We start from the raw sequence: 26551 nt of genomic DNA on the forward strand, positions 1-26551 counted from the left end.
GCCGGGCTGCCTTGGATTCGGCCATGGCCTCCATGATTCACAACGTCTCGTTCGACGCCGCCGACCCGTACCGGCTCGCCCAGTTCTGGAGCGAGGTCACCGGCCGGCCGGTGCACGACGACGTGCGGCCCGGCGACGAAGAGACCGTGGTCGACCTCGACCACGGCATGCGCCTGTTCTTCCAGCGCGTGCCGGAGTCCAAGACGATCAAGAACCGGGTGCACGTCTGCCTGCAGCCGGACGGCACCCGGGACCAGGAAGTCGAACGCCTCCTGGCGCTCGGCGCGACCCTGCACGACGACCACCGCAAGCCGGACGGCACAGGCTGGGCGGTCCTGCGGGACCCAGAGGGCAACGAGTTCTGTGTCGAGCGCAGCAACGCCGAACGCGCGGCGACCTCCTAGCTTGTCAGATGCGTCACCCGGCCGGCCAGGATCGTCGCTGTCACGGGTATCTCGCGTAGTTCGTGGGGCGCCACCGCGCTCGGGTCGACGGCGACGACCATCAGGTCCGCCACGTCACCGACTCGCACCTCGGAACGTCCCTTGCTGGCCGCCGCCAGGGCGACCGTCAACGGGATCGCCTGTTCCGGGTGCCATGGCGGGCGAGTGTCATCCGTCCGGGTGACTGCCGAGGCGATGCCGTCCCACGGGTCGAGCGGTGAGACCGGCGCGTCCGACCCGATCTCCAGGGTCGCGCCCGCCGCGAGCAGTGCGGCGTACGGGAACGCGTCCGCTGTGCGGCCGGACCAGTGCTGGTCGGCGACGTCCCGGTCGTCCGGCTGATGCGCGGGCTGCACGCCGGCCACCACCCCCAGTTCGGCGAAGCGCGGCAGGTCCTCGGGGCGCACGAGCTGGGCGTGCTCGATCCGGCCGGCACAGCCGACTTCGGCGAAAGCGTCCAGCGCGATCGTGTTCGCGTGGTCGCCGATGGCGTGCACCGCCGGGCTGATCCCGTTGCCGGAAGCCTTGGCCATCAACGGAACCAGCTCATCGAACGGCAACTCCAGCAGCCCATGGGCGTCCTGCCCGGGATACCGGTCGTGGCAGTACGCGGTCCGGGTGTTGAGCGAACCGTCCACGAACAGCTTGTACGGTCCGACAACCAGCATCTCGGCGACCACGTCGCCGGTCCGGTGCCCGCGTTCGATCGCGGTGTCGAGCAACGGCCGTGCGACCACCGCCGACACGCGCACCGACGGATCCCGCAAATCCAAGCGCCGCAACCAGTCCGTGACGGTGTCCGCGTACTCGTAGTCGACGATCCCGGTCACGCCTCGCGCGGCCGCCGCGTCCATGGCGGCCAGTACCCACGCGTCCGTCATCTCCTGGGACGCGGCCGGCAGCGCGGCAGTGGCCGCCATACAGTCGTTCTCCAGCAACACCCCGGTCGGGTGCGAGCGTCCGATCATCCGCAACGCCGCCGCGCTGAGCCACAACGTGTGCAGGTCGTTGCTGAACAAAGCGACCGGTTTGCCCGGCAACGCCCGCTCCAACATGTCCTTGTGTGGGGCGTCGGGCCAAGCGCCGTCTCGAAACCCGTGCCCCATCACGAGTTCGCCGTCCGCAGCCGGCCGTTCCGCGAGCGCCTCGACCACGGCGGCGACCGCGTCGGCTGCGGAATTGGCCTGCGCCAACGGAATTCGCCGCCGGGAGACCGCCCACTGGGTCGCGTGCACGTGTGCGTCCACCAGACCGGGCAGCAGCGTGCCGCCACCGCACCCCACCACGTCCCGGTCCCGGGCCAAGCTGGGGCCGATCGCCGTGACCCGGCCGTCGGTCACCGCCACGTCCACCGCCGGGCCTCGCAGGCCCAGCCGAACGTCACACAGGAGTAACGAGCTCACCACGGTCACGCTACACGCGGACGCGCGTAGGCTTGGTCTGTGGCAGGAGCAAAAAGGATGGTGGGCGCCGCGGTCGGCCTGGCCTTGGCGGGCCTGGTCGCGCGGGCGGCGTGGGGTGTTCCGGCGGCGATGGGCGCGGCGCCGAGAGGCGAGCGGCGCAGGCGCGTCCGGCAGTCCCCGCAGTTCCGGGACGGGCAGTTCCGCAACGCGGCCCCGAGCCAAGTGGTCCGGGCCGGCGACGTGCCCGAGTTGTTCCGCCGGATGATCACCAACCGTGAGCCGTCCCGGCCGCGTGGGCCGATCCCGGTGGTGACGCCGACTTCCGGCGACAGCCCGGACGGCCTGCACATCACGTGGTACGGGCACGCGTCCGTGCTCGTCGAGATGGACGGCGCCCGGGTGCTGATCGATCCAGTGTGGAGCGAGCGGGTGTCGCCGTCGGCGCTCGTCGGCCCGAAGCGGCTGCACCCCGTGCCCGTGCCGCTCGAGGATCTGGCGCCGGTCGACGCGATCGTCATCTCCCACGACCACTACGACCACCTGGACCTGCCGTCGGTCCGCACGCTGCTGCGCACGACCACGGCACCTTTCCTTGTCCCGCTGGGGATCGGCGCACACCTGGAGCGCTGGGGCGTGCCGGCCGACCGGGTCGTCGAGCTGGACTGGGGCCAGAGCGCGGAAGTCGGTCCGCTGCGGTTCACCGCCACTGCGGCACAACACTTTTCCGGCCGGGGGTTCTCGCGCAACGGAACGCTTTGGGCGTCGTGGGTGCTGACCGGGCCGACCCGGCGGGTGTTCTACTCCGGTGACACCGGATATTTTGACGGATTTGCCGCCATTGGCGAACAACATGGGCCATTTGACGCCGCCCTGGTGCAGATCGGCGCGTACGACCCGATGTGGCCGGACATCCACATGACGCCGGAGGAAGGTGTTGCCACCCACCAGGACGTGCATGCGCACGTGCTGATTCCCGTGCATTGGGCGACGTTCACCCTGGCGCTGCACAGCTGGTCGGAACCGGTGGATCGGTTGTGGCGCGAGGCAAAAGCCCAGGATGTGCGCTTGGCCGTACCCAAACCGGGTGAACGGGTCGACGTTGACGACCCACCGATTGTCAACGGATGGTGGCAGGCGTTGTAAAGGGATGCACTCGAAAGGGCGTAGCTAATCGACTCGGTGTCGAGTGAAAATATGGCTCTCGCCATAGCTCAAGTGGGAGAGCACTCCGGCTCACGAGTCAGGAGAGGACGTCGGTTCGATTCCGGCTGGCGAGTCGAGAACGGGCCGGCCCGTGACACGGACCGGCCCACAGTTCCCTGGACCATCCCCCTGAATATCCACTGTGGACTCGCGGCACGGCGTTACGGCGAGCGCCGCGTATACAACGGCGGCCACCGGCCTCGGACGGCCGCCCACTCGCCGACGTGCACGACACCACCGAATATCGTATCGGGGTGCACCGGGTCGACTACTACGAGCTGCTCGGCGTGCCGCCGACGGCGTCGACCAGCGAGATCAGGACGGCCTACCGGGCGCTCGCCAAGGTCATGCACCCCGACGCCGGTGGCACCGCGGGCACGTTCCGGCTGCTCCGCGAGGCGTACGAGACCCTCACCGACCCCGAGCGCCGCGCCGACTACGACCACGGCGACGACGAAGAAGACGAACCACCGGCTCCCGTCGCGGTTCGGCGGGCGCAGCCACGCATCATCCGGGACGACCCCGACTACCTACCGGCACTACCAGACATCCCGCTGGACAGCATCCCGTGGTGGTATCAGCTGGACGCCACCGTGGTGCTGTCGTCGGGCGGACACGAACGCGAGGTCATCCTCGGCGCCGCCACCTTGTGGGCGGTGCTGCTGCTGGCGTTGATCCTGGTCTCGCCGCCGGCACCGCTGTTCGTCGTCTGGGCCTTGGTGCTGGCGGGCACCGGCGCGGCCCTCGTCCGCGCCCACCTGGCCGGCCCGAGGTCCGGCGTCTTCGCCGGCCACAAGGTGTTCGGCGACCCGGGCGCCGGCAGCGAGCACCGCGCTCAGCGACTGACCGCGAAGCTGCTTTCGCAGTATCTGACCAGGCTGCCGGCGGCCCGGATCTTCCACGGCCTGGCCGAACCGGGTTCGGTGTTCGCGGACGTGGACCACGCCGTGCTGTGCGGCCGCCGGCTGGTGCTCGTCGAGTCGAAGATGTGGCTGCCCGGCCACTACGACATCGACGAGGACGGCGAGATCTGGCGCAACGACCACCCGTTCCGCGGCGGCTCGATCCGTCTGGCGGACCACCTGGCGAAGTTCGAGGACCTGTGGCCGGACCTGGAAGTCCGCGGCGCCCTCCTGCTCTACCCGACCCGGCCGGGCGAGATCACCACCGACCCGACCGGCGCACGGATCCCCCCGCTGACCCCGGCGGACTTCGTCCGGGACATCGGCGGCTGGCTCGCCAAGGACCCGAACAAGGTCGACAAGCACGCCCTGGCTGCGGTGCTCGACCGGGTGGTGAGCTGACCCCGGACACCAAAAGATCGGCGGCCGCGCTGCCGCCGATCTCGCTGTGTCTTCGTTGTTTCCGGGTCAGCCGGCCAGGGCCAGCAGGTTCTGGGTCCGGCCGGGGTGTCGCAGTTCGGCCAACGCGTGCTTCTCCAGCTGGCGGATCCGCTCGCGGGTCAGGCCGATCCGGTCGGCCACCTGCTGCAGGGTGTACTCGTGGCCGTCGTGCAGGCCGAACCGCAGGGAGATGATCAGGGCTTCGCGCTGCGGCAGCATGTCGATCTGCCGGCGCAGTTCGCCGTAGAGCTCCTCGCGTTCCAGGGTTTCGGCGGCGTTCTCGGCTTCCATGTCGGGGACCAGGTCGGCGATCTTGGAGTCGCCGTCCTCGCCGACCGGGGTGTCCAGGCTGACCGCGTCGCGGCCGGCCCGGCGCAGTTCGACGATGCGCTCGGCGGTGGTGCCGACCTCTTCGGCGATCTCCGCCGGGGTCGGGTCGCGGTTGAGCTTGGTCTCCAGCTTGCGCTCCACTCGCCGGAACTTGGCCAGCTCCTCGACCACGTGCACCGGCAGGCGGACGGTACGGGTCTGCTCGGCCAGGCCACGGCCGATGGCCTGCTTGATCCACGCCATGGCGTACGTGGAGAACTTGAAGCCCTTGGCGTAGTCGAACTTCTCCACCGCGCGGATCAGCCCGAGGTTGCCTTCCTGGATGATGTCGAGCATCGGCAGGCCGGCCTGCGAACGCTTGCGCGCCTGGGACACGACCAGCCGCAGGTTCGCGCGGATCATGTGGTCCTTGGCGCGGGCGCCCTCGCGCGCGAGGATCTTCAGCTCGCGGGGGTCGTGCGGGATCTCTTCGCCCTCGTCGGCGCGGCGCAGCAGTTCGGCCGCGTACAACCCGGCTTCGATCTGCTTGGAGATTTCGACCTCTTCCGAAGCGGTGAGCAGTGGTGTCGCTCCGACCTCGGCCAGGTAGTATCCAACCAGATCGGCGTCTTCCCTAGGGCGCTGCACGGCTTTGGTCGTCTCGACGGACATGGTCTCCCCCTTTCAAGGGCGCGCAGGTCTCTCCCCACGCCAGGAGCGAGGCAGTGGGGCTCGAACGATGGGCACCGGATTTCCGGTTACGCAGCGTTCAACGTTACCTGGCCGGTTCGTATTCCACTCATGCGACGATGGACACACGGGCCCGTGACGCGGGTGTACGCGGCATCACACGTTCGAGTTACGCTAAGGTAAGCCTTACCTTAGTTCGTCGCTCTGAACAGGAGGAATGCTCGTGCCGCCCCGCAGCAGGGTTGTACTCGCCGAGGTCCGCGCGGTCCAGCGACTCACGCCGAACATGAGCAGAATCACCCTGCACTTGGACAAGTCGGCCGGCTTCGAGCCCACCGGGCCCGACCAACTAGTCCGCACGTTCTTCCCGCTCGCCCACCAGACGGCACCGGTGGTTCCGGTGAGTGACGACTGGTGGCCGGAGTGTCAGCGGATGCCCGAGGACATCCGCCCTGTCGTTCGTAACTACACGATACGTCGGTTCCTTCCAGAAAGTCGCGAGGTTTATCTCGACTTCGTCCTGCACGGCGACAGCGGCCCCGCCTCCCGCTGGGCCGGCACCGCCCGGCCGGGTGACGTCGTCGGCCTGCTGACCGACGGCCACGGCTACGACGAGCCGGCGGGCACCACGTCCCGGCTGCTGGTGGCCGACGAGACGGCCCTGCCCGCGGCCGGTGCGATCGCCGAAGTGGTTCCCTCGCCGGTCCGGGTGCTCGCCGAGGTCGGCGGCCCCGAGGACGAGCTCGACCTGGCGGCCCCGGTCACCTGGGTGCACCGCGGCCATGACCCGTCGGGCACCGGCGAGCGGATGCTGGCGTGCCTGGCGTCGCTGCCGCTGTCACCCGAAGGGCTGTACGTGTGGGTGGCCGGCGAGTCCGGCCTGGTCAAGGCCGTGCGCCGGCATCTGGTCAGCCGGGGCGTGCCGAAGAAGCAGATCTACTTCTGCGGTTACTGGCTGCACAGGCGCAACGATCATCCCTCGTTCGTGGCGGCCGAACGAGCGGAGTACGCGGCCCAGTTCGCATAATCCGACCATGCGATGGCTGGCAGTGGTGTCGGTAGTGCTGCTCGGGCTGGTCACGGGCGGTACCGCAGCGGCAACGTTCGGCACGGACGACTACCCGTACCGGGCGGCCGCGGTGGACCGGGGCGACGCGTGGGGCTTCCTGACCCGCGAATGCACCTCGTTCGTGGCCTGGCGGGTCCACGTCGACCTGGGTGTCACCGACTTCACCAACCACTACCGGGGCGGCCACTTCGGCGACGCACGCAACTGGGCGGCGAACGCCCGCCGGATCGGACTGCGAGTGGACAGCACCCCCACCAAAGGTGCCGTCGCGGTGTTCCCGCCGGGTGTGGCGGGAGCCGGCGGGTACGGCCACGTCGCCATCGTGCTGTCCTCGACCCAGAACACAGTCACGGTCGAGGACTACAACTTCGAGGACGACTGGAACAACTACCGTCCCTATCGCTACGGCCAGCACACCGAACCCGCGCGCTCACTGTCCTTTGTGCACTTCTAGGGCCAGACGCATGGGGAGGTGGCGGTGAGGTAAAGGGCGCCGAGGTCGTTGGCCTGCACGGCCATCCGGTAGCCGTCGGCCTTGTGCTCGACCCAGATGTACTGGCCGCCGGGGCGGGCGTCGGCGAGGACCTGGAAGCCGTGGCCGGTCCACCACTCGTACAGCGTGTCCAGATACTGCGGATAGTCCTGTTCGTCCAAGCCTTGGACCTGGTACTCGGCGACCGCGGTGACCCGGCCGGGCGGCCCGCCGTCGGTGGGGTCGTCGCAGGGCGCGGGATCACCGGCGATCTTGTCGGCGCGCGCGGGGGGCAGTTGGGCCAGTGCGGCGGCCACCAGCTCGTCCACATGGCCGGTGGCCTCGGTCAGGGTGATCACGGGGGCCTCTCAGAAGGTGGGTTTGCCGGCGATGACGTTGCCCATGTTGACCAGGGCCGCGTTGCCAGGATCCCAGTACTGGCTGTGCACCGCCGCGTTCCAGCCGAGTTCGTACCACGGGCCGGCGGCGCCCGGATCGGACTTGAAGGTGGTGCCGCCGAAGGACAGGCCGGTCGGGGACGGGCCGTGGATGCCGGCGGCCAGCTGGATCGGGTCGTGCCGGGCGACCGTCGAGTGGACGTGCTGCGAGACGTCCGTGACACCGGTGAGGTGCAGGTCCTTGGCGTGCGTGACGCCGACGCCGGGGCTGGCGACGAACACGACTTCGTTGGCGTTGAGGGAGCCGTCCCTGGCCGCGTGGCCGACGAGCGTGGTGCCGTAGCTGTGCCCGATGACGGTGTTGTGTGACGGCGAGCCCGAATGCGTCGCGCGCAGGCCGTCCTGGAACCGGTTCAGAGCGCCTTTCCCGTTGTCGGCCCACTTGTCCTCGGCGGCGTCGGGCACGATGTTGTGCGGTGCCTCGTAACCGAGCCATGTGATCACCGAGGTGGACGGGGATCCGGCCTTCAGCGCGGACATCGCCATCCGGTCGGACCGGTCCAGGTCGCCGTTGATCTTGGCCAACGCGGCGCCCGTGCCCGGCACATAGGTGGCGACGTTCGCGGCCGTGTCCGGATTGCCCATCGCCACGATCGCCCGGCCGGTGCCGTCCGTGCTGACCTTGAGCAGGAACGGCTGGGGGTGCTCGGCGCTGGGGGTCACCGTCAGCCGGTGCTCGATGGCTTCCAGGCCGTGGATCTTGCCGTTCAGCGCGTCACTCGGGTGCCGGTCGCGCTGCTCGACCAGGTTGGCCTTCTCCTCGGCGAGCAGTGCCCGGTTCGCCCGGTCCCGGACCTGCGCCGGGATCCCGTCCAACGAGCCGATGGTGTCGCCGTGCATGAACAGCAGCGACTCCTGTTGTTGCGGGGTCAGGGAATCCCACCATTTCTTCACGTCGGCGGGCGACGCGTTGGTCGGGACCGCCGTGGCACCGGCGAGCAACGTGCTGTCGTCCGCCGCCGGAGCCAGGCCGGACGCCTCGGCGGTGAGACCGCGCAACGCGGCCGCGGCCTCCTCGTCAGCGGCGGTCGCCTGCCGTAACAAGGACTGGATCGTGGTGGTCAACGAGGCCGCGAGCTGTTTCGGGTCAGGCATGTCGAGCTGCGGTGACGGACCGGGCATCGGCCTCGGCGTCGCGGACGGCGGTGCCTTGTCGGCGGTGAACACCGCGCCGTCCGGCTCGATCACCAACGAGTTGTCCCGCGCGGTCCCCATCGCGGTCCGCAACTGGTTCTGGATGTTCGTCAGCGAACCGCCGACCCGGGACAGCACAGGCGGGAACTGGCCGAGCCGCTGTGCCGCGTCCGCCAACCGTTTGCGCTGGTCCCCCAGGTCCTGTTTGGCGGCCTCACCGGCCGGCCCCGCCCACTGGTCCAACACGGAAACGTGCTTGGCCAGGTCGTCGCCGCGACTGGCGACCTGCTGCGCCAACGTCTGCCATTTCGCGGCGGCACGGGTGAAGACGCCCGGCTCGGCGTCTCGTAGTTCGGGAACGGTCAGCATCAGCGACTCGCCAGCGACGCGGTGGTGGCCTGTTCGTTCGCCGCGTACTGCTGGGCGTTGACCACGAGCTTGTCCCCCGCGACCGCCATCTTCGTGCCGACGACGGTCAGCGCCTGTTCCCAGCCGGTCTCGCACTGCGCGAGCGCTTTCGCTGTGGCCAGGTTGGCGTTGGCGCTCGCGTCGGCGTCCTGAGCGCCGGAATGGGCGTCGATGTCGGCGTTCAGCGCGTCCGCGGTGCCGACGATGTCGGTACCGGCCTGGCGCAACTGATCGGGCGTGACCTTGAAACCCATCAGAGTCTCCTCGCTCGTGGCGCACGTCACGTCCTCAGATGCACCACGAGCGAGGCCGGTTCCCCCCGAACTGGACGTCACGCTGTGCGTTCGGTGCCGATCCGGGGGAACGGGGCCGTGGAGAAGATCACCTCCACGGCCACCTCGAAGTACTCCGCGATCTTCAGGGCGAGGAAGAGGCTCGGGCTGTACTCGCCACGTTCCAGGTAGCCGACGGTCTGGTAGTGCACGCCCAGGGCGTCGGCCAGCTGGCGGCGGGAGATGCCGCGCTCGGCCCGCAACATTGCGATGCGGTTGTAGATGACCTCACTCATTTGACATCCTCCCCGGTCTGCAGGCCGGGGACTCCCACGCGGCTATGCCGTGTCTGGGGTGGTTCCTGTTTCATCACCCATCGCCACCCTCGCGGACGGACTGACACGGGCTCCACCGGCGTTTCGCCTCTCCGCCTGCCCGGCGGCGAGGATGTTCTTGGCGGCGTTGTGGTCGCGATCGTGCCCGACACCGCACCCGGGGCAGGTCCACACACGCACCCGCAACGGCATGGCATCCATGACATGCCCGCAAACCGAACAGGTTTTCGAGCTGGGCAGCCAGCGATCGACCTTGTGCACCGTGCGGCCGTAGCGTTCGGCTTTCTCCTCCACCAGTCGGACGAACTGCGCCCACCCGGCATCGTGGATGGCCCGCGCCAGGCGGCGGTTGCGAACCATTCCCGCAATGTTCAGGTCCTCGATGTGGACCACTTGGTTGTCGCGGACCAGAGTGAGGGCCTGTTTGTGGTGGTGGTCCCGCCGGGCACGAGCCACCTTGCCGTGCTGGACGGCGAGTTTGCGGCGGGTCTTGGCCCGGTTTTCGCCGCCCTGAGTGCGGCGTGCGTGTTCCCGCTGCAGCCGGGCCAGCCTGCGCTGTCCGCGAGCAAGGTGTTTCGGGTTGGCAACATCCACTCGCCGACCGGTGGTCGCCACGATCGTCGCCAGGCGCGAGATGCCCAGATCCACACCCGCCTCCTGGCCGACCGGCGAGAACGGCGTCGGGGCGACATCGACCACGAACGAGGCGTAGTAGTGTCCGTCCGGCTCGCGGATGATCGTGACCGAGCTGGGCTCGCACGGCAGTTCGCGCGACCACCGTACCTTCACATCCCCGATCTTGGCCAGATACAGCGTCTCGTTCGGGCAGAGGCTGAATCCGTTGCGAGTCAGCCGGAATGACTGCCGGTTGTCCTTGCGGGACTTGAACCTCGGCCGTCCGACCGGCCCGCCACGCCGCTTGCCCGTGATCGAGTCGAAGAAGTTCTGGTAGGCGCGGTGCGCGTCCCGCACAGACTGGACCAGCGCCACACTGGCGACCTCGGACAACCATGCTCGCTCGGGTGTCGCCTTCGCCTCGGTGATCACCCGGCGCTGCACCTCGGTCGGGCTGATCTTCTCCCCAGCGTGGTAGGCGTCGGTCCGGCATCGGAGGGCGTCGTTGAACACCACCCGGGCACACCCGAACGTGCGCGCCAGCATCACCCGTTGAGCCTCGGTGGGCTCGACCCGATAGCGATACCTGACCCGCACGAAGATCATTATGTCGTATCGGCCTATGGCTGCTGCGCGGGACTTCGGAGCCCATCTCACCGAGCACGGCGCTCCACCGTCGATCATCCACCAACACGCCGAGAATCAGCACCGCCCGGCATGACCGCCCACGGAGCGGGCCGGACAAATCAGGATCGGCCATCCCCACCCTGAACGACCGGGCTTGCGCCGATGTGGACCCGGTCATGTGATCCGCTGCATCGCTTTCTCCCGGCGTTCCGTCATCGCCGAGCCCGACTCCCGACGGGCCATCCGGCGAAGCACGATCGGTGCGACGACGATACCGACGATCGCCCACACACCGAGCACACCTATCGTCTCCAGGTGCCGCCAGGAGCCGCCGATCTCGACGGCGGCCAGGTTGTCCGGCAACAGCGCCGACCGCATCCCCAGGCCCAGCCAGTAGATCGGGAACACCTGCGCGATGTCCCGCATCCAGGCGTCGGCCTCGGCGAGCGGGTAGAAGATCCCGGAGATCGCCACCAGGCCCATGATCGGCAGCATCATCACGCCGACGCTGCGCGGGTTGGAGAACAGCGAACCGAGGACCGCGCCGATCGGCAGGGACGCCACCAGCCCGAACGCGAGCACCCAGGCCAGTGTCACCCATGCCCCGACCGAGCCGAGTTCGAGACCGTCGAACAGGAACGCCCCTGGTATCAGAAGCAGCAGCACACCGAGAACGGCGCCCATCGAGACCGACGCGATCTTGCCGATCAGGTACGTCAGCATGCCGTTCGGGGTCGCCTTGGCACGCAACAAGGTGCCGTCCTCGCGCTCCACCGCCAACTGCTGCATCACCGTGGTCATCCCGGCGAACGCGACGCTCATCCCCAGGCTGCTCGGCAGGGTCGCGGCACCGAGGGAGAACCCGGTGTTCCCGATCGTCGAGCCCTTCATGAACACCATGACGGTCAACAGGATGGCCGACGGGAAGATCATCGCGAAGACGTCCTGCGGGGTGGTCAGGGTCTGCTTGAACTCGATCCACCCGCGACGCATCCCGATCCGGGCGGCGTTCATCGCGTCACCTCCAGGAAGTCCCGGGCCGCGGTGTCCCGGTTGCCCGACTCGAACTCGCGGACCATCGCCATGTACGTGTCCTCCAACGAGCCCCGGCGCACTTCGAGGTCCGCCACGTCGTCGCCGTGCTGCTTGAACAAGTCGTGCACGAACTTCGTGGCCTCGGTGGTGGTGTGCACGAACCGTTGGCCGTGCAGCGTCCACTTGATCTCCGCCTCGGTGGCCATCCGCAGCGACAGCTGGTCGGCCGAGCCGTCGGCGATCACGTTGCCGCCGGCCAGGATCAGGATCCGGTCGGCCAGCTTCTCCGCCTCGGCCAGGTCGTGCGTGGTCAGCAGGACCGTGGCGTCCTCATCGGACAGCTGGTGCACCAGGTCGTGGAACTCGCGCCGCACGGCCGGGTCGAACCCCACCGTCGGCTCGTCCAGGATCAGCAGTTCCGGCCGGCCCACGATGCCGATGGCCACGTCCAGCCGCCGCCGCTGCCCACCGGACAGCCTGCTCACCCGCTTCTCCGCGTGCTCGGCCAAGCCGACCACGTCGACCAGCGCGTCGATGTCCCACGGCTCGCGGTACTGCGCGTAGTGCATCGCCTGGTACTCCAGGAGATCACGGACCTTCCACTTGCCGTGGTCCCGCCACGACTGCAAAACGACCCCGAGCCGCGCGCGCCACGCCTCGTCGCCGCGCGCGGGATCCACGCCGAGCACGGACACGTCACCGGCGGACCGCATCCGGAACCCTTCAAGGATCTCGATCGTTGTGGTCTTGCCGGCACCGTTCGGCCCGAGCAGGGCCAGCACCTCGCCGCGGCGGGCCTGAAAGTCGACGCCTTTCAGCACGTCGTTGGTGCCGTACCGCATCCGTAGACCGCGGACGTCGAGAACGGCTTCGTCCCCAGCCATCGCTCCCCTCCCCATCTAACTCGTCGGACAGAATGTAGCACACCTACTACATTCGAGAGCAAGACTGTGTCGCGGCGCGTTTGAGGGTGCGGATCACCGGCGCTGTTTCGACGTGCCCGACGGCGTCGATCCCGCCCACGCTGTCGGCGAGGTAGGTGTACAGGCTGTCGACGTCCCGACAGAGAACCTTGGCGAGCAGGTTGGTGGCCCCGGTCGTCGCGGCGACCAGCGCGACCTCCGGGTGCCGGGCCAGGATCTCGGCCACGGTCCGCAACTGGGCCGGCCGGACGGACATCCACAGCACCGCCTGGGCCTTCATCCCGAGCATCGTCGGGTCCAGGTCGATGTCGAAGTACAGCACGCCGGCGCGGCGAAGCTGCCCGACGCGACGGCGGACCGACGCTTCCCCGGTACCGAGCGCCTCGGCGAGATCGGCGAAAGCGGCCCGGCCGTCCTGCTGCAACAGAGCGAGCAGGCGGTCGTCGCCAGCGAGGTCCACGGGCTCGCCCGACGGTTCCTTGTCTTCGAGTGTCAGCTGCGCGATCTGTTCTTCGGTCAGCGCGGTCGCCCGCCCATGCCAACCCACCGGACCACCGACGAAACTCCGCAGCAGACAGTGCGCCGACACTGAGACCACGCGTGGCGTCTTGGGAAGTTCCTGGAGCAGCAACGAGTCCGGCGCGTCGGCGCCGCGGGTGATGCAGAAGATCTCAGTGCCGCCGGACATGAGCTGGACCCACGAGGTGTCGGCCCGGCGGGCGAGCGCCCCGGCCACTTTGAGCACCGCGTCCGGGGTGCAGCGCAACCGGACGAACCACTGGACCTGGCCCAGGCGCCGGGGATCGGTCATCCCGACGACCCGCAGGACGCCGTCGGCGCGCAACCGGCGATACCGGCGAGCCACTGTCTGCGGAGACGCCCCCACCACCGTGGCCACGTGGTTGAACGGCACCCGGCCGTCCAGGTGCAGCGCGTGCAGCAGGGCCCGGTCGAGCTCGTCCAGTGTCATATTCCGTATCGTAGGACGGCCTGGGTGGAACTATTCGACTCAATCAGCCGTCTGAATGGATCTCAGATACAGGTGTGCCTACCTTCGTGGACATGACAGACACCCTTGCCGACGTCACGACACCGCACCGATGGCGGTGGCTCGCGTTGGCGGCGTTGCTGGTCGCCGAGGCGATGAACCTGCTCGACACCACGATCGTTCAGGTGGCGTCACCGGCTATCCGCGCCGACCTCACCGCCACCGACGGACAGACCCAGTGGCTGACTGCGGGATACACGTTGCCGTTCGCCGTCCTGCTGATCACCGGCGGACGGCTCGGTGACATCCTCGGACGCAGGCGCGTCTTCGTCATAGGCGTGGTCACGTTCGTGCTGTGCTCGGCTCTTTGCGCGCTCGCACCGAACATTCTCGTGCTCATCGTGACCCGGGCGCTGCAAGGCGCCGGTGCCGCGTTGATCATTCCGCAGACCATCGGGCTGATCCGGACCATGTTCGACGGACCCGAGCGGGCCAAGGCGTTCGGGGCGATCGGGCCGGTCATGGCGCTCGCCGCGGTGAGCGGGCCGGTCCTCGGCGGCGTGCTCACCGACGCGGACGTGCTGGGGACGGGATGGCGTTCGGTGTTCCTGATCAACGTGCCGCTCGGGCTGGCGGTCCTGCTGGTGTCGTCCCTGATCCGGGAGGACCGCTCGGCCGCGAACCCGCGGCTCGACGTGACCGGGACCGTCCTCGTCGCGGCCGGAACCGGCCTGCTGATCTACCCGCTGGTGCAGGGCAACGACGCCGGATGGCCACTGTGGACGTGGATCTGCCTGCTGCTCGGGCTCGGGACGCTCGGGGTGTTCGTCCGCCACCAGATCGGCAGGACCCGCAGCCCGCTCGTCGAACCTGGACTGTTCCGTGACGCCGTGTTCCCCGCGTCGATGCTGATGTCGTTGCTGTTCTTCGCGGTAATGAACGGCCTGATGTTCGTTCTCGTCGTCTTCTTCCAGATCGGGCTGGGTGCCAGCGCGTTCGACGCGGGCCTCGCGATGTCGCCGTGGTCGGCCGGGCTCGCGGTCGGTTCGCTGACCGCGGGAATGGTGCTGGTGCCGCGCTTCGGCGCGAAGGTAATGCGCCTGGGCGTCGTCGTCCTGGTGCTGGGCCTGGTCGCCACCGCCTTGCTCATCACGACGCCGGGGCCTGGTCTGGCCTGGCGACTGCTGGTGCCGCTGTTCGTCGCCGGGCTTGGGCTCGGCACGTTCACGCCGCCGTTCTTCACCAACGCCCTGTCCCAGGTCCGGCCGCACGAGACCGGATCCGCGGCGGGCCTCCTCAACGCCGTCCAGCAGTTCGGCTCAACGGTCGGCGTGGCCGTACTCGGCGCCGTCTTCTTCCACAGCGGCCCGCAACTGCCACTGTGGCTCGCCGTCGGCATGCTCGCGGTCGTCATGGCGCTGACGTTCACCGGACAACGGCGAAACTCTCCGGCGGAATGACCACGTCGACTCCGGGCGAGGCAAGGAGAATCTCGCCCGCCGGCCGCTGAACTTCGGTCGAGCCCAGGTTGCACACGACCTTGATGGAACCGCGGTGCAACGTCACCACACGGCCGTCCTGATCGACCTTGAACCGGTCCAGCCGTGGGTCCGCCAACTCCGGGTACGTCCGGCGCAGCCTGATCAGGGCCTGGTAGGTCGTGAACATCTCGCGGTGCTTGGCATCGTCCAGTTCGGACCAGTCCACTGTGGAGTTCTGGACGGTGGCCGGGTCCATCGGGTCGGGGACTTCGGACTCGCCCCAGCCGTGTTCGGCGAACTCACGGCGCCGGCCGGTGCGGACGGCGTTGGCCAGGTCAGGATCGGGGAAGGACGCGAAGAACTGCCACGGGGTGCTCGCCGCCCACTCCTCGCCCATGAAGATCATCGGTGTGTACGGTGTACACATGAGGATGGCCGCGCCGCAGGCCAGCACACCGGGCGACACTGTGGCAGACATCCGGTCGCCGGCGGCGCGGTTGCCGATCTGGTCGTGGTTCTGGAGAAACGCAACGAACCGGTGGCCCGGTGTGTGCGCCTTGTCGATCGACCGGCCGTGGGTGCGTTCGCGGAACGACGACCAGGTGCCGGCGTGGAAGAACGCGTTCTCCAGCGTCGTCTTCAATGCCTGCGGGGCAGCGAAGTCCTTGTAGTAGCCCTGTTCCTCACCGGTCAGGAACACGTGCAGCGCGTGGTGGATGTCGTCGCACCACTGCGCGCCCAGCCCGTAGCCGCCGGACTCGCGGCCGGTGACGTGCCGCGGGTCGTTCAGGTCCGACTCGGCGATCAGGGTCAACGGCCGGCGCAGGCCGGCGGACAAAGCGTCGACCTCTTCGGCGAGCTCTTCGAGGATGTGCTTGGCGCGATGGTCCACAATGGCGTGAATGGCGTCCAGGCGCAGCGCGTCGACGTGGAAGTCCCGCAACCAGCCGAGAGCGTTGTCGATCACGTACCGGCGGACCTCGTCCGATCCCGGACCATACACGTTCAGCGCCGGACCCCAGATGTTCTGCCCGGCGAAGTACGGCCCGAACCGGTCCAGGAAGGCACCGGACGGCCCCATGTGGTTGTACACCACGTCAAGGATCACACCGAGGCCACGCGCGTGCGCCGCGTCGACGAACCGTTTGAACCCGTCCGGCCCGCCGTACGGCTCATGCACAGCGCCCCACAACACACCGTCATATCCCCAGCCGGCGACCCCGTCGAAGGAGTTGACCGGCATCACTTCGACGAAGTCGACACCCAGCGACACCAGGTGGTCCAGCCGGGAAATGGCCGCGTCGAACGTGCCCTCAGCGGTGAACGTGCCGATGTGCAGCTCGTAGAGCACGCCTCCGGCCAGGACCCGGCCAGCCCAACCCGAGTCGGTCCAGGCGAAGTCATGCGAATAACGTTGTGACGGACCGAAAACACCCGCGGGCTGGCGCAGCGAACGCGGATCCGGCAGCGGCGTTTCGTCGTCGTCCACGAAGAAGCAGTACGAGTCCCCGGATACCTCAGTGTGCCACCAGCCGCCATCAGCGGCGGTCATCGCATGCGTCACGCCGTCGACCTGGATCCGGACCCGTTCGTGACCGGGTGCCCACACCGAGAACGTCACTGTCCACTCCGCACAAGCAGCGCCACCGGATACCGGGAGAACACGTCGGCCAAGGCGAACGACTCGTGAGTCTGGCCGCTGAGTACATCAGTGAACGAGCCGGTCAACGGCAGCGTGGTGTCCCGCCAGCCGCCGGCCCGCGCGAGCCCCACCGGCAACCGGGTGGCCACCGCGACCAGGTCACCCTCGCCTCGCGAGAACGCCACCACATTCGCGGCGGCCACTCCGGTGGCGGACAGTGGCGCGTAGCCGGTGAACAGCTCCGGACGTTCCCACCGCAGCCGCAACACCTGCGACACCACCCGGAGTTTCGCCGCGCCGGTCGAGTCGATCGGCGGCGCCGCGTCCTCCACCGACGCCAGGATCTCCCGGCGCGCCTCGAAGTCCACCGGCCGCCGGTTGTCCGGGTCGACCAGCGAGTAGTCCCACAGCTCGGTGCCCTGGTAGACGTCCGGGACCCCGGGCATGGTCAGCTGGATCAGCTTCTGGCCCAGCGAGTTCGACCAACCCGGCCCTTCCAGCCGGTTGACCACGAAGTCGGCGATCTCGCCGCCGAGCGTCTCGATCACCGTGGCCGGCCAGGCGGCGACCGCGTCGTCGAAGTCCGCGTTCCGGTCGGACCAACTGGTGGAGATCTTCGCCTCGCGGGACGCCTTCTCCAGGTACGCCCGCAGCCGGTCCACGCTGATCGGCCACGCGCCCACGATCGTCTGCCACGCCAACAGGTTCAGCGTCGGCTCGGGCAGCGGCGCCTTGGCCGTCCACCGGTGGACGGTGTCGGCGAACTCGCCCGCGATCTCGGACAGCACCGCGAGCCGCGCCCGGACGTCCTCGGACCGTTTGGTGTCGTGAGTGGACAGTGTGGTCATGCTCGACTCGACGGCCGCCGCGAGCCGGGTGTGGAACTCGTCGACCGGCACGCCGAACCGGCCAGGGTCGGACCCGACCTCGTTCAGCGCGACGAACCTGTTGTAGCGGTAGAACGTCGTGTCCTCAACGCCTTTGGCCATCACGGCGGCCGCGGTCTGCTCGACCCGGCCGGTCAGCTCGCTGTCCGGGTGGGCCAGCATCCGCTCCCCCACCTCGCCGGACGGCAACGCGGACACCTCGCCGTCAGCCAGGTACGACCGGTACACCGAGTACCGCGGCAGGTACTCCAGCAGGGCCTCTTCGGGCACGTCGAGCCGGGAGATCCGGCGGATCTCGGCCCGCAGCAGGTGCTCCGCGACCCAGCGCTTCCGCTCGGTCTCCATCCCGTGCAGGTCCTGGTTCCCGGCCAGCTCGCTCAGCACCGGCTCACCGGCCGGGTCGACGAACACCCCGCACACCAGGCGCAGCGCGTCGTACCCGGTGGTGCCGTCGACCGGCCAGGACGTGGGCAGCCGCTCGTCCGGTCCGAGGATCTTCTCCACCACGATCCACGTGTCCGGCGCCTTTTCCCGCAGCCGCCGCAGGTATTCACCGGGATGGGTCAGGCCGTCCGGGTGGTCCACGCGCAGCCCGGTGATCTCCCTGTTGCCGATCCACCGCAGCAGCGCCTCATGAGTCGCGTCGAACACCGCCGGATCCTCCATCCGGACGGCGGCGAGCGTGGTGATGTCGAAGAACCGCCGGTAGTTCAGCTCGGAATTGGCCCGCCGCCAGTTCACCAGCCGGTAGTGCTGCCGCTCGTGCACCTCCTGCGGCGTCCCGCCGTCAGTTCCGGGCGCGATCGGGAACCGGTGCTCGAAGTACCGCAGCTCACCGTCCTCAATGGACAGATCGTCGACCGAGTCGGATGCGAGGACGGGCACCAGGACCGGTCCGCCCGCCCAGTCGACGTCGAAGAACCGGGCGTGCTCGGCCTCCCGGCCGTGCGTGAGCACGTCCCACCACCACGGGTTCGCCTTCGGGTCGGCGATGCCCATGTGGTTGGGCACGATGTCCACCACCAAGCCCAGTTCCAGCTCCTGCAGCTCGCCGGCCAGCCGCATCCGGCCGTCCTCGCCGCCAAGGGCGTCGCTGGCCCGGCTGGGGTCGACCACGTCGTAGCCGTGCGTCGAACCAGGGGTGGCGGCCAGGATCGGGGACGTGTACACCGCCCCGACACCCAGCGCCGCGAGGTAGTCGGCGATCTCGGCGACGTCCGCGAACGTCATGGTCGGGCCAAGCTGGATACGGTACGTCGAGCTCGGGATCATTCCTCTTCCTCGGCGCGTTCGAGTACGACCAGGGATCGTGCGGCCACGGTCAGCGTGGACTTCGCCGGGACAGTCGGCCCACCACCGACCTCACCCGTCGTGGTGTCCACCACCACGGTCCATTTCTCGGCGTAGTCGCCGTTCGGCAGGATCACCTCGATGTCCTCGTGGTGCGCGTTGAAGCACAACAGGAACGAGTTGTCCACCACCTGGTCGCCGCGCTGGTCCCGGTCGGCGATGCCCTCGCCGTTCAGGAACACCACGATGCACCGGCCGAACCCGGACTCCCAGTCCTGCTCGGTCATCTCCTGCCCGCCCGGGGTGAACCACGCGATGTCGCGCAGCTCGTCGTCCTTGCGGATCGGCCGGCCGGCGAAGAACCGGCGCCGGCGGAACACCGGGTGGTCCCGGCGCAGCCTGGCCAGCGCCGCGGTGAACGCCTTGAGGTCGCCGAACTCCTCGGCGCGTTCCCAGTCCACCCAGGACAGTTCGTTGTCCTGGCAGTAGGCGTTGTTGTTGCCCCGCTGGGTGCGGCCGATCTCGTCGCCGTGCAGCAACATCGGTGTGCCCTGGGACAGCAGGGTCGTCGCGAGCATGTTGCGCACCTGCCGGGCCCGCAACGCGAGCACGTCGTGGTCTTCGGCCGGGCCTTCGACACCGCAGTTCCACGAGCGGTTGTCGTCGGCGCCGTCGCGGTTGTCCTCGCCGTTGTCCGTGTTGTGCTTCTCGTTGTACGACACCAGGTCGTTCAACGTGAACCCGTCGTGCGCGGTGACGAAGTTGATCGACGCGAACGGTCGCCGGCCGTCGTCCTGGTACAGGTCCGACGAACCGGTGATCCGGGACGCGAACTCGCCCAGGGTGGCCGGCTCGCCGCGCCAGAAGTCCCGGACGGTGTCCCGGAACTGCCCGTTCCACTCCGTCCACAGTGGCGGGAAGTTGCCGACCTGGTAGCCACCGGGACCGACGTCCCACGGCTCGGCGATCAGCTTCACCTGGCTCACCACCGGGTCCTGCTGGACGATGTCGAAGAACGCGCTCAGCCGGTCCACGTCGTAGAACTCGCGGGCCAGGGTCGCGGCCAGGTCGAACCGGAACCCGTCCACGTGCATCTCGGACACCCAGTACCGCAACGAGTCCATGATCAGCTGCAGGGTGTGCGGGTTGCGCACGTTCAGCGAGTTGCCTGTGCCGGTGTAGTCCATGTAATACCGCCGGTCGTCCTCGACCACGCGGTAGTACGCGTCGTTGTCGATGCCGCGCATGGACAACGTCGGGCCGAGGTGGTTGCCCTCGGCCGTGTGGTTGTACACGACGTCCAGGATCACCTCGATGTTGGCCTCGTGCAGGTCACGGACCATGGCCTTGAACTCCTGCACCTGGTTGCCGCGGCCGGTCGCCGAGTACGCCGAGTGCGGCGCGAAGAACCCGATCGTGTTGTAGCCCCAGTAGTTGCGCATGCCGCGGTCGTGCAGGCCGTGGTCGGTGATGAACTGGTGTACGGGCATCAGCTCGACCGCGGTCACGCCGAGCTTGGTGAGATGCTCGATGATCACCGGGTGCGCGAGGCCGGCGTACGTGCCCCGGATGTCCTCGGGGACGAACGGGTGCTGCAACGTCAGGCCGCGGACGTGCGCCTCGTAGATGACCGACTCGTTGTACGGCGTCTTCGGGTGCCGGTCGTTGCCCCAGTCGAAGTACGGGCTGACCACGACCCCCATCGGCACGTGCCCGGCCGAGTCCTGGTCGCTGCGGCCGTCCGGGTCGCCGAAGGGGTAGCCGAACAGCGACTCGTGCCAGTCGATGTTGCTGCCCGCCACCGCCTTGGCGTACGGGTCGAGCAGCAGCTTCCGCGGGTTGCAGCGCATGCCGTTCGCCGGGTCGTACGGGCCGTGCACCCGGTAGCCGTACAGCTGGCCTGGACCGATGTTGGCGAGGTAGCCGTGGTGTACGAACCCGTCCACCTCGGGCAGTCTGATCCGTGTCTCCACACCGTCGTCCACCAGGCACAGCTCGACGTGGTCGGCCACCTCCGAGAACAGGGCGAAGTTGGTGCCGGCGCCGTCATAGGTGGCGCCGAGCGGGTAGGGGGATCCGGGCCAAGGCCGCACGCTCGCTCCTCGTGTTGCTTGCAGTACGACCCTAGAGAAGGGACCCCGCTCCCCGTCAGGGGCACGCGCGATGTCACCCAGCGTTCGCGTCCCCTGTCAGCGCGTGCACCACCCGCTGGACGCTGGCCTGCGAAAACAGTTCTTCGAGCGGAACGGGCAGCGGGATGCGCCAGTTCGGGTACTCGTCCACGGTGCCGGGCAGGTTCGGTTGCCGGGTCTCGCCGAGCGCGTCCGGCGGGGACGTCAGCCGCAACGCACTGTGAGCGCGCGTCAACAAGGCGTGCATGGCCACGACCAGGTCCTCATCTGAGGCGTCCAAGCTCTCCAGGACACCTTCCTTGACGAGGAACTCCACCAGGTCCCGGTGCTCGGTCGCGGCCCGCGCGAACTCGGCCGCCGGGTCGTCGACCAGGCCGAGATCCGCCCGGACGCGCACGTTCTCGGCCCGCAGGAACCCGGCGGCCGTGGGCAGGTCATGGGTGGAGATGCTGGCCATCGAGTGGGGTTCCCACTTTCGGATAGGCACGAACGGGTGACCATCGGCCTTGTAGTCACGCTGGAAGTACAGGACCGCGGAACTGAGCATGCCCCGCTCGTGCAGCGTCGTGGTGACGTGCGGCTGGACCGTGCCAAGGTCCTCGCCGACGACCACGGCCGAGTGACGGTGTGCTTCGAGCGCGAGAATGCCGAGCATCGCCTCGGCGTCGTAGTGCACGTACGTGCCGCGGTTGGGCGGCTCGCCAGGCGGGATCCACCACAGCCGCCACAGGCCGGCGACGTGGTCCACCCGGATGCCGTCCGCGTGCCGCAGGACGCTGCGTATCACCTCGATGAAAGGTGCGTAACCCGAGGCCGCGAGCCGGTCCGGCCGCCACGGCGGCAGCCGCCAGTCCTGTCCCTGCTGGCTGAACGCGTCCGGCGGCGCCCCCACGGTCACCTGGGACGCCAGGACGTCCTGCAGCGCCCACGCGTCCGCGCCGCCCGGGTCCACGCCGACCGGGAGGTCGTGCACGATCCCCACGGACATGCCGCTCGCGGCCTGCCGGGCCTCGGTCAGCTGCTGCTCGCACAACTCCTGCAACCATGCGTGGAACGCGATGCGGGGCGCGAGTTCCCGGCGTGCGGCCGCCACATCGGGGCCGTCCGGGCGACGCAGTCCCGCCGGCCAGGTCCGCCAGTCGCCGCCGTGCCGTTCGGCCAACGCGCAGAACGTGGCGAAGTCGCGCAGGCCGGGCTCCAGCTCGGTGACGTGCCCCGGCCACAACAGTTCCAGGGCCGCCCGTTTGGCCGTCCACACGGTGTCGTAATCGATCAAGTCGCCCAGTGCCGGCGCCATCGCCCGGATCTCGTCCCGGGTCCCCGGCTCGGCGCCGAGGAACTCACGGGTGCCGAGAACGTTGATGTACAACGGATTGGCGAAGCGACGGCTGGACGGCGAATACGGTGACCGCCCCACCGGCAGGGTCGGCACGATCGCCTGCACCGGGTTCACCAGGATCACCCCGGCCCCGGTCGCCGCCCGCGCGAACGTCGCCAGGTCGCCGAAATCCCCCATCCCCCAAGAGGAACGGGAATGCATGGCGTACAACTGCAGCATCCAGCCCCACGCCCGCGGCACGTCCGGCAGCCGCGCCGGCGTCACGGCGAGCGGGATCTCCCGGCCGTCGGCCTCCAGGACGTGCCAGCCGAGCGGGAGATCCGGCGGCAACACGTCGGTCACCGGATGGCGCGTGCCGTCCTCTGCCCGCACCACACCCCGGCCCGTCTCGTACTGGCTTCCCTGCCGTACCACGATGGTGTCCGGCCGGCCATGACCCTGCGCACCTGCCCCCGGGTCGACCTCGAGCTGTTCGAGAATCTCGAGAACGACCGTGCGATCCACCTCGACCCGGCGTTGGTCCGCGTCCTTGTACCAGGTCGCGACCCCGTGCGCGGCAGCGAGCGCTGCCAGGTCTTCGTCAACCGGCTCGCTCAGTGGAGATCCTTCGGCCGGGTCAACCGGTCACGGGCGGTGGTCAGGGCGACCCTGGCCTGGCTCAGCTCGGACGCCGCCAGATGGCTCTCGGCCGTGTGCACGGCCTGGACCGCAGCGGCGATCATGCACGTCTCGCCGATCGCGGCGGTATGCGCCAGCGCGCCGTGCAGGTTGTCGTTCACCCGGCGCATCGCACCGAGCATTTCGGACCGATCGGCTGACGAAACGTTCTGCAGGTCGAGCAGGGCGGTGTCCACCGCGCGCCGCAGCTGGACCCCGGGAATCAGTGCCACAGTCGGCCTTGGCAGCTCGCTCCGAGGTCGTTCGGTGTGGACGCGGCGCTGCTCGGGCGACGTCCTAGGCTTGACGTTACTTATCACTGGTGCCGCGGCCGATCCTTGACGTGACACGGTGAACCACTCCCTCCACGCCGGTCCCCGTTGGGCAGATTACCCCTGTTTTCCGCATGTGGTACCCACCAACCGCGCCCTTAGCTCCAACGTGTGGGCCAGTGTTAACCCACGGTTTCGTAGGCGAGTCGGCGCAACAGTCCGCACACCCGGTGGAATTCCCCGTGCGACAAACCTTAACCGCGATAATCAAGCAGGTCGCCGAACTCCGCCACTCGGGCACGTACTTCGTCCGCTGTAAAGGTGAGGTCCTGCACGTCGTCGCAGTCCTCCACCTCCTGCCACGTGATCGGCGTCGAGACAGTTGGACGTGGCCGCGCACGCAGCGAGTAGGGCGCGACGGTGGTCTTGGCGGGCTTGTTCTGGCTCCAGTCGATGAAGATCTTCCCGCCGCGCTGCGCCTTCGCCATTGTCGCGACAACATGCCGGGGGTGCTGCTTCGCCAGCCGTTCGGCGAGCTCGCGGGCGTACTCCCAGGTGTCCATCTCCTCGGGCTCGACCGGCACGTACAGCTGCATGCCCTTGGCGCCACTGGTCTTCGCCCACGCCGGGTAGCCGCCCTCGGCCAGCTCCTCGCGCAGCCACAGCGCGACCTGGCAGCACTCCACGACCGTGGCCGGCGCGCCCGGATCAAGGTCGAAGACGAGCAGGTCAGGGTCGTTACCGACGGTCCATTGCGGAACGTGCAGCTCCAGCGCGGCCAGGTTGGCCACCCAGGCGAGGGTCGGCAGGTCGTCGATGATCACGAAGTCCAGGTACTCGTTGCCCTGTGAGCTGCCCGGGGTCGCCAATCGCTCGGTCCGGACCCAGTCGGGCGCGTGCCGGGCGACGTTCTTCTCGAAGAACGACTGCCCGTCGACGCCGTTCGGGTAGCGGCGCAACGTGCACGGCCGGTCCTTCAGGTGCGGCAGCAGCACGGGTGCGATCCGGGCGTAGTAGTCGATCACCTGGCCCTTGGTGAACCCGGTCTCCGGGTAGAGCACCTTGTCCAGGTTGGTGATCTTGAGGCGCCGGCCCTCGACCTCGACCACTTGGTCACCCATCGAGTCGCACCTCGTCCGGAGTCTTGTCGGTCCGCAGCCCCCGCCACACCGGCGCGCGCATCCGGCCGTCCGGTGTCCAGATCCGGAACACGACCTCGCCGACGAGTTCCGGTTCGACCCACAGCGCGCCCCTGGCCCGTTCCGGCGGCAGTTTGCCGTTGAACGGTGACGTCCTGCGGGCGAGCGGCCGCAGCAGCTCGGTCAGGTTCTCCAGGTCCGTGTCGCTGAAACCGGTCCCGACCGACCCGACGAACCGCAGCCCGCCCTCGTCCGGAATACCCAGCAGCAGCGCGCCCACCACCCCTTCGCGGCGCCCCTCACCCGGCCGCCACCCGCCGATCACCACCTCCTGCGGCCGTACGTCGGCGACCTTGATCCACGCGGTGGACCGGCCGGGCTGGTAACGCGAGTCGACCCGTTTCGCGATCACCCCCTCCAGGCCCTGCTCCCGGCTGGCGGCCAGGACCGCCTCGCCGGCGCCTGGATAGGACGGCGACGTGTACCAGTTCCGGCCGCGCAGCTCGAGTCGCTCCAACAGCGCCCGGCGTTCCGAGAAGGGCAGCCGCAGCAGCGACCGGCCCTCGAAGTGCAGCAGGTCGAACAGCAGCAGGCTGACCGGGACCTGGCCGGCGAGCCGGCGGGCCTGGGCGGCGTTGCCGACGTGCATCCGTTTCTGCAGCTCGGCGAAGCTCGGCTTGCCGCCGGCGAACGCCACGATCTCGCCGTCCAGCCACGCCTGCGCGCTGCCCAGCTGCCGGCCGAGGTCGGCGAAGTCCGGGTAGGTCGCGGTGACGTCGTTACCGGCGCGACTGAAGATCTGCAGCCGGCCGCCCTCCACCCGGACCAGCGCGCGGACGCCGTCCCATTTGAACTCGTACGCCCACTTGTCCGGCTGCTCCGGCATGGATCCGATGGTCGCCAGCATCGGCTCCAGGTGCTCCGGCAGCGACTGCCAGTCCGGGTCCTGCGGCCCGCCGCGGCGGCGGACCATCCAGCCCTCGCCGCGCTGGAAGAACGTGAACCGGCCCTGGACCCGCTCGCCGTGCAGGACGACGTCGACCTCGGTGTCCATCCACTTGAGGGTCTCGTACGTGCCCCGGTCCCAGATGGTCATCTTGCCGGCGCCGTACTCGCCCTTGGGGATCTCGCCCTCGAAGGTGGCGTACTGGAGGGGATGGTCCTCGGTGTGCACGGCCATCCGGATCACGTTCGGCTCCGGCGGCAGGCCTTTCGGCACGGCGAACGACACGAGCACGCCGCCGCGCTCGAACCGGACGTCCCAGTGCAGCTGGCGGGCGTGGTGCTCCTGGATGACGTACGTGTCGTCGGCACCGTGCGGCAGGACCTCGCCGTCGGGCATGGGCTCGGGTGTGCGCGCCGGGTCACGTTTCCGGCGGTAGGCAGTCAGATCACCCGGCACGCCCACAGTATCGCCGTTACGCGGCCATCCCGGCACCCTTGAGCCAGTCCGGCGCGTCGACCCCCTCGTCCTCGCACCACTCCAGCATCCCGATCGTCCACAGTAGAGCGTGCACGACCACCTCGAGGGTGGCCTCCATGTCGATGTCCCGCAACGCCAGCTCCAGCTGGAAGCGGGCGTCGTCCTGGTGGCCGTTCAGCTCGGCCAGCAACGCGCGGACCGTGGCACGCAGCGGCGGGTCCAGGTGGTCGATGGCGACCGCCCGGTCCACGTCGTCCCGGATGTCAACGGCGAACAAGGTCCGCGCGGACATCGGCCCGGCCCGCAGCGACACCATCTGGACGGCCGCCGAGATGAGCTCGCCGACGATCAGATGGGCACCCGGACCGCCGTCCACGCGTTCCTTGGTCAGCTGGTCGAGCGCGTCCACCAGGCCGGCGGTGTCGCCGTCACGTGCCATGGCCACGAGGGCTCTGGCACGTGCGCGAACGTGCGCCAGCGGACACTCGTCCCTCACTTCGTCCACCTCCCCAGGCTTACGGTTCGACTATGTGATCGGCCGACAACCCCTCGTCGTTTCCGC

General features: G+C 68.9%; 24 protein-coding genes and 1 tRNA gene. 7 read left to right on the plus strand and 18 right to left on the minus strand.

The window, feature by feature from the left end; translation table 11 throughout:
- Positions 1 to 23: 23 nt before the first annotated feature.
- Positions 24 to 404, plus strand: a complete 381-nt coding sequence (locus EV192_RS41905) for a VOC family protein (RefSeq protein ID WP_132124305.1) — start codon at positions 24 to 26, stop codon at positions 402 to 404.
- On the opposite strand, the gene EV192_RS41910 is transcribed toward EV192_RS41905, so the two are convergent.
- Positions 401 to 1846, minus strand: coding sequence for an amidohydrolase (locus tag EV192_RS41910; RefSeq protein ID WP_132124306.1), 1446 nt, complete (start codon positions 1844 to 1846; stop codon positions 401 to 403). The two genes, EV192_RS41905 and EV192_RS41910, sit on opposite strands and share 4 nt — an antisense overlap.
- A 57-nt stretch (positions 1847 to 1903) precedes the next feature.
- Between EV192_RS41910 and EV192_RS41915 the strand changes: the two genes are divergently transcribed.
- The 3 genes from EV192_RS41915 (at position 1904) to EV192_RS41925 (ending at position 4353) form a co-directional block, all read left to right on the plus strand.
- A complete protein-coding gene (locus tag EV192_RS41915) occupies positions 1904 to 2989 on the plus strand; it encodes an MBL fold metallo-hydrolase (RefSeq protein WP_207926675.1) in 1086 nt (361 codons plus the stop codon).
- A 57-nt stretch (positions 2990 to 3046) separates the two neighbouring features.
- Positions 3047 to 3123, plus strand: a tRNA-OTHER gene (locus EV192_RS41920).
- A 180-nt stretch (positions 3124 to 3303) separates the two neighbouring features.
- A complete protein-coding gene (locus EV192_RS41925) occupies positions 3304 to 4353 on the plus strand; it encodes a J domain-containing protein (protein WP_132124307.1) in 1050 nt (349 codons plus the stop codon).
- Positions 4354 to 4419: 66 nt separating this feature from the next.
- Here EV192_RS41925 and EV192_RS41930 read toward each other — a convergent pair whose 3' ends face one another.
- Entirely contained in the window at positions 4420 to 5373 is a 954-nt protein-coding gene (locus EV192_RS41930; protein WP_132124308.1) for a sigma-70 family RNA polymerase sigma factor, read from the minus strand.
- Between the two features lie 235 nt (positions 5374 to 5608).
- On the opposite strand from EV192_RS41930, the gene EV192_RS41935 reads away from it, so the two are divergent.
- A complete protein-coding gene (locus EV192_RS41935; protein ID WP_132124309.1) occupies positions 5609 to 6418 on the plus strand; it encodes a siderophore-interacting protein in 810 nt (269 codons plus the stop codon).
- Positions 6419 to 6425: 7 nt separating this feature from the next.
- The gene (locus EV192_RS41940; protein WP_132124310.1) at positions 6426 to 6914 is read left to right on the plus strand and encodes a CHAP domain-containing protein; all 489 of its coding nucleotides are present in this window, start codon (positions 6426 to 6428) and stop codon (positions 6912 to 6914) included.
- Here the strand turns inward: EV192_RS41940 and EV192_RS41945 are convergent.
- The 8 genes from EV192_RS41945 to EV192_RS41980 all read right to left on the minus strand — a co-directional run bounded on the left by EV192_RS41945 (position 6911) and on the right by EV192_RS41980 (position 13709).
- A complete protein-coding gene (locus EV192_RS41945) occupies positions 6911 to 7291 on the minus strand; it encodes an SRPBCC family protein (protein WP_132124311.1) in 381 nt (126 codons plus the stop codon). The two genes, EV192_RS41940 and EV192_RS41945, sit on opposite strands and share 4 nt — an antisense overlap.
- A gap of 9 nt (positions 7292 to 7300) precedes the next feature.
- A complete protein-coding gene (locus tag EV192_RS41950) occupies positions 7301 to 8893 on the minus strand; it encodes an alpha/beta hydrolase (RefSeq protein ID WP_132124312.1) in 1593 nt (530 codons plus the stop codon).
- Positions 8893 to 9186 (minus strand): hypothetical protein, encoded by a 294-nt coding sequence (locus EV192_RS41955; RefSeq protein WP_132124313.1) that lies wholly within the window; start codon positions 9184 to 9186, stop codon positions 8893 to 8895. The genes EV192_RS41950 and EV192_RS41955 overlap by 1 nt, the downstream gene beginning before the upstream one ends.
- 77 nt (positions 9187 to 9263) lie before the next feature.
- Complete coding sequence (locus EV192_RS41960; RefSeq protein ID WP_132124314.1) at positions 9264 to 9500, minus strand: helix-turn-helix transcriptional regulator; 237 nt, start codon at positions 9498 to 9500, stop codon at positions 9264 to 9266.
- Between the two features lie 42 nt (positions 9501 to 9542).
- Entirely contained in the window at positions 9543 to 10751 is a 1209-nt protein-coding gene (locus tag EV192_RS41965; RefSeq protein ID WP_132124315.1) for an RNA-guided endonuclease InsQ/TnpB family protein, read from the minus strand.
- 204 nt (positions 10752 to 10955) lie between these two features.
- Positions 10956 to 11795: an ABC transporter permease gene (locus EV192_RS41970; RefSeq protein WP_132124316.1), complete on the minus strand. Its 840-nt coding sequence runs from the start codon at positions 11793 to 11795 to the stop codon at positions 10956 to 10958.
- The gene (locus tag EV192_RS41975; RefSeq protein WP_132124317.1) at positions 11792 to 12700 is read right to left on the minus strand and encodes an ABC transporter ATP-binding protein; all 909 of its coding nucleotides are present in this window, start codon (positions 12698 to 12700) and stop codon (positions 11792 to 11794) included. Before EV192_RS41975 ends, EV192_RS41970 begins: the two co-directional genes overlap by 4 nt.
- Positions 12701 to 12746: 46 nt before the next feature.
- A complete protein-coding gene (locus EV192_RS41980) occupies positions 12747 to 13709 on the minus strand; it encodes an Lrp/AsnC family transcriptional regulator (protein WP_132124318.1) in 963 nt (320 codons plus the stop codon).
- Between the two features lie 92 nt (positions 13710 to 13801).
- Here EV192_RS41980 and EV192_RS41985 point away from each other — a divergent pair, with 92 nt between their 5' ends.
- Entirely contained in the window at positions 13802 to 15187 is a 1386-nt protein-coding gene (locus EV192_RS41985) for an MFS transporter (RefSeq protein WP_132124319.1), read from the plus strand.
- Here EV192_RS41985 and treZ read toward each other — a convergent pair.
- The 8 genes from treZ to EV192_RS42025 all read right to left on the minus strand — a co-directional run bounded on the left by treZ (position 15153) and on the right by EV192_RS42025 (position 26485).
- Positions 15153 to 16829: a malto-oligosyltrehalose trehalohydrolase gene (gene treZ, locus EV192_RS41990; protein WP_132124320.1), complete on the minus strand. Its 1677-nt coding sequence runs from the start codon at positions 16827 to 16829 to the stop codon at positions 15153 to 15155. The genes EV192_RS41985 and treZ overlap by 35 nt on opposite strands.
- Positions 16826 to 19009 (minus strand): alpha-amylase family glycosyl hydrolase, encoded by a 2184-nt coding sequence (locus tag EV192_RS41995; protein ID WP_132124321.1) that lies wholly within the window; start codon positions 19007 to 19009, stop codon positions 16826 to 16828. The genes treZ and EV192_RS41995 overlap by 4 nt, the downstream gene beginning before the upstream one ends.
- Positions 19006 to 21120 (minus strand): glycogen debranching protein GlgX, encoded by a 2115-nt coding sequence (gene glgX / locus EV192_RS42000; RefSeq protein ID WP_132124322.1) that lies wholly within the window; start codon positions 21118 to 21120, stop codon positions 19006 to 19008. The genes EV192_RS41995 and glgX overlap by 4 nt, the downstream gene beginning before the upstream one ends.
- 73 nt (positions 21121 to 21193) lie before the next feature.
- Positions 21194 to 23095 (minus strand): 4-alpha-glucanotransferase, encoded by a 1902-nt coding sequence (malQ, locus tag EV192_RS42005; RefSeq protein ID WP_132124323.1) that lies wholly within the window; start codon positions 23093 to 23095, stop codon positions 21194 to 21196.
- Positions 23092 to 23388, minus strand: coding sequence for a hypothetical protein (locus EV192_RS42010; RefSeq protein ID WP_132124324.1), 297 nt, complete (start codon positions 23386 to 23388; stop codon positions 23092 to 23094). The genes malQ and EV192_RS42010 overlap by 4 nt, the downstream gene beginning before the upstream one ends.
- Before the next feature lie 293 nt (positions 23389 to 23681).
- Positions 23682 to 24548 (minus strand): non-homologous end-joining DNA ligase, encoded by an 867-nt coding sequence (gene ligD / locus EV192_RS42015; RefSeq protein ID WP_132124325.1) that lies wholly within the window; start codon positions 24546 to 24548, stop codon positions 23682 to 23684.
- Positions 24541 to 25968, minus strand: a complete 1428-nt coding sequence (gene ligD, locus EV192_RS42020) for a non-homologous end-joining DNA ligase (protein WP_132124326.1) — start codon at positions 25966 to 25968, stop codon at positions 24541 to 24543. The genes ligD (EV192_RS42015) and ligD (EV192_RS42020) overlap by 8 nt, the downstream gene beginning before the upstream one ends.
- Positions 25969 to 25984: 16 nt before the next feature.
- Positions 25985 to 26485 (minus strand): hypothetical protein, encoded by a 501-nt coding sequence (locus tag EV192_RS42025; RefSeq protein ID WP_132124327.1) that lies wholly within the window; start codon positions 26483 to 26485, stop codon positions 25985 to 25987.
- Between the last annotated feature and the right edge of the window lie 66 nt (positions 26486 to 26551).

The sequence above is a fragment of the Actinocrispum wychmicini genome, from assembly GCF_004345645.1.
GTDB classification, from domain to species: Bacteria; Actinomycetota; Actinomycetes; order Mycobacteriales; family Pseudonocardiaceae; genus Kibdelosporangium; species Kibdelosporangium wychmicini.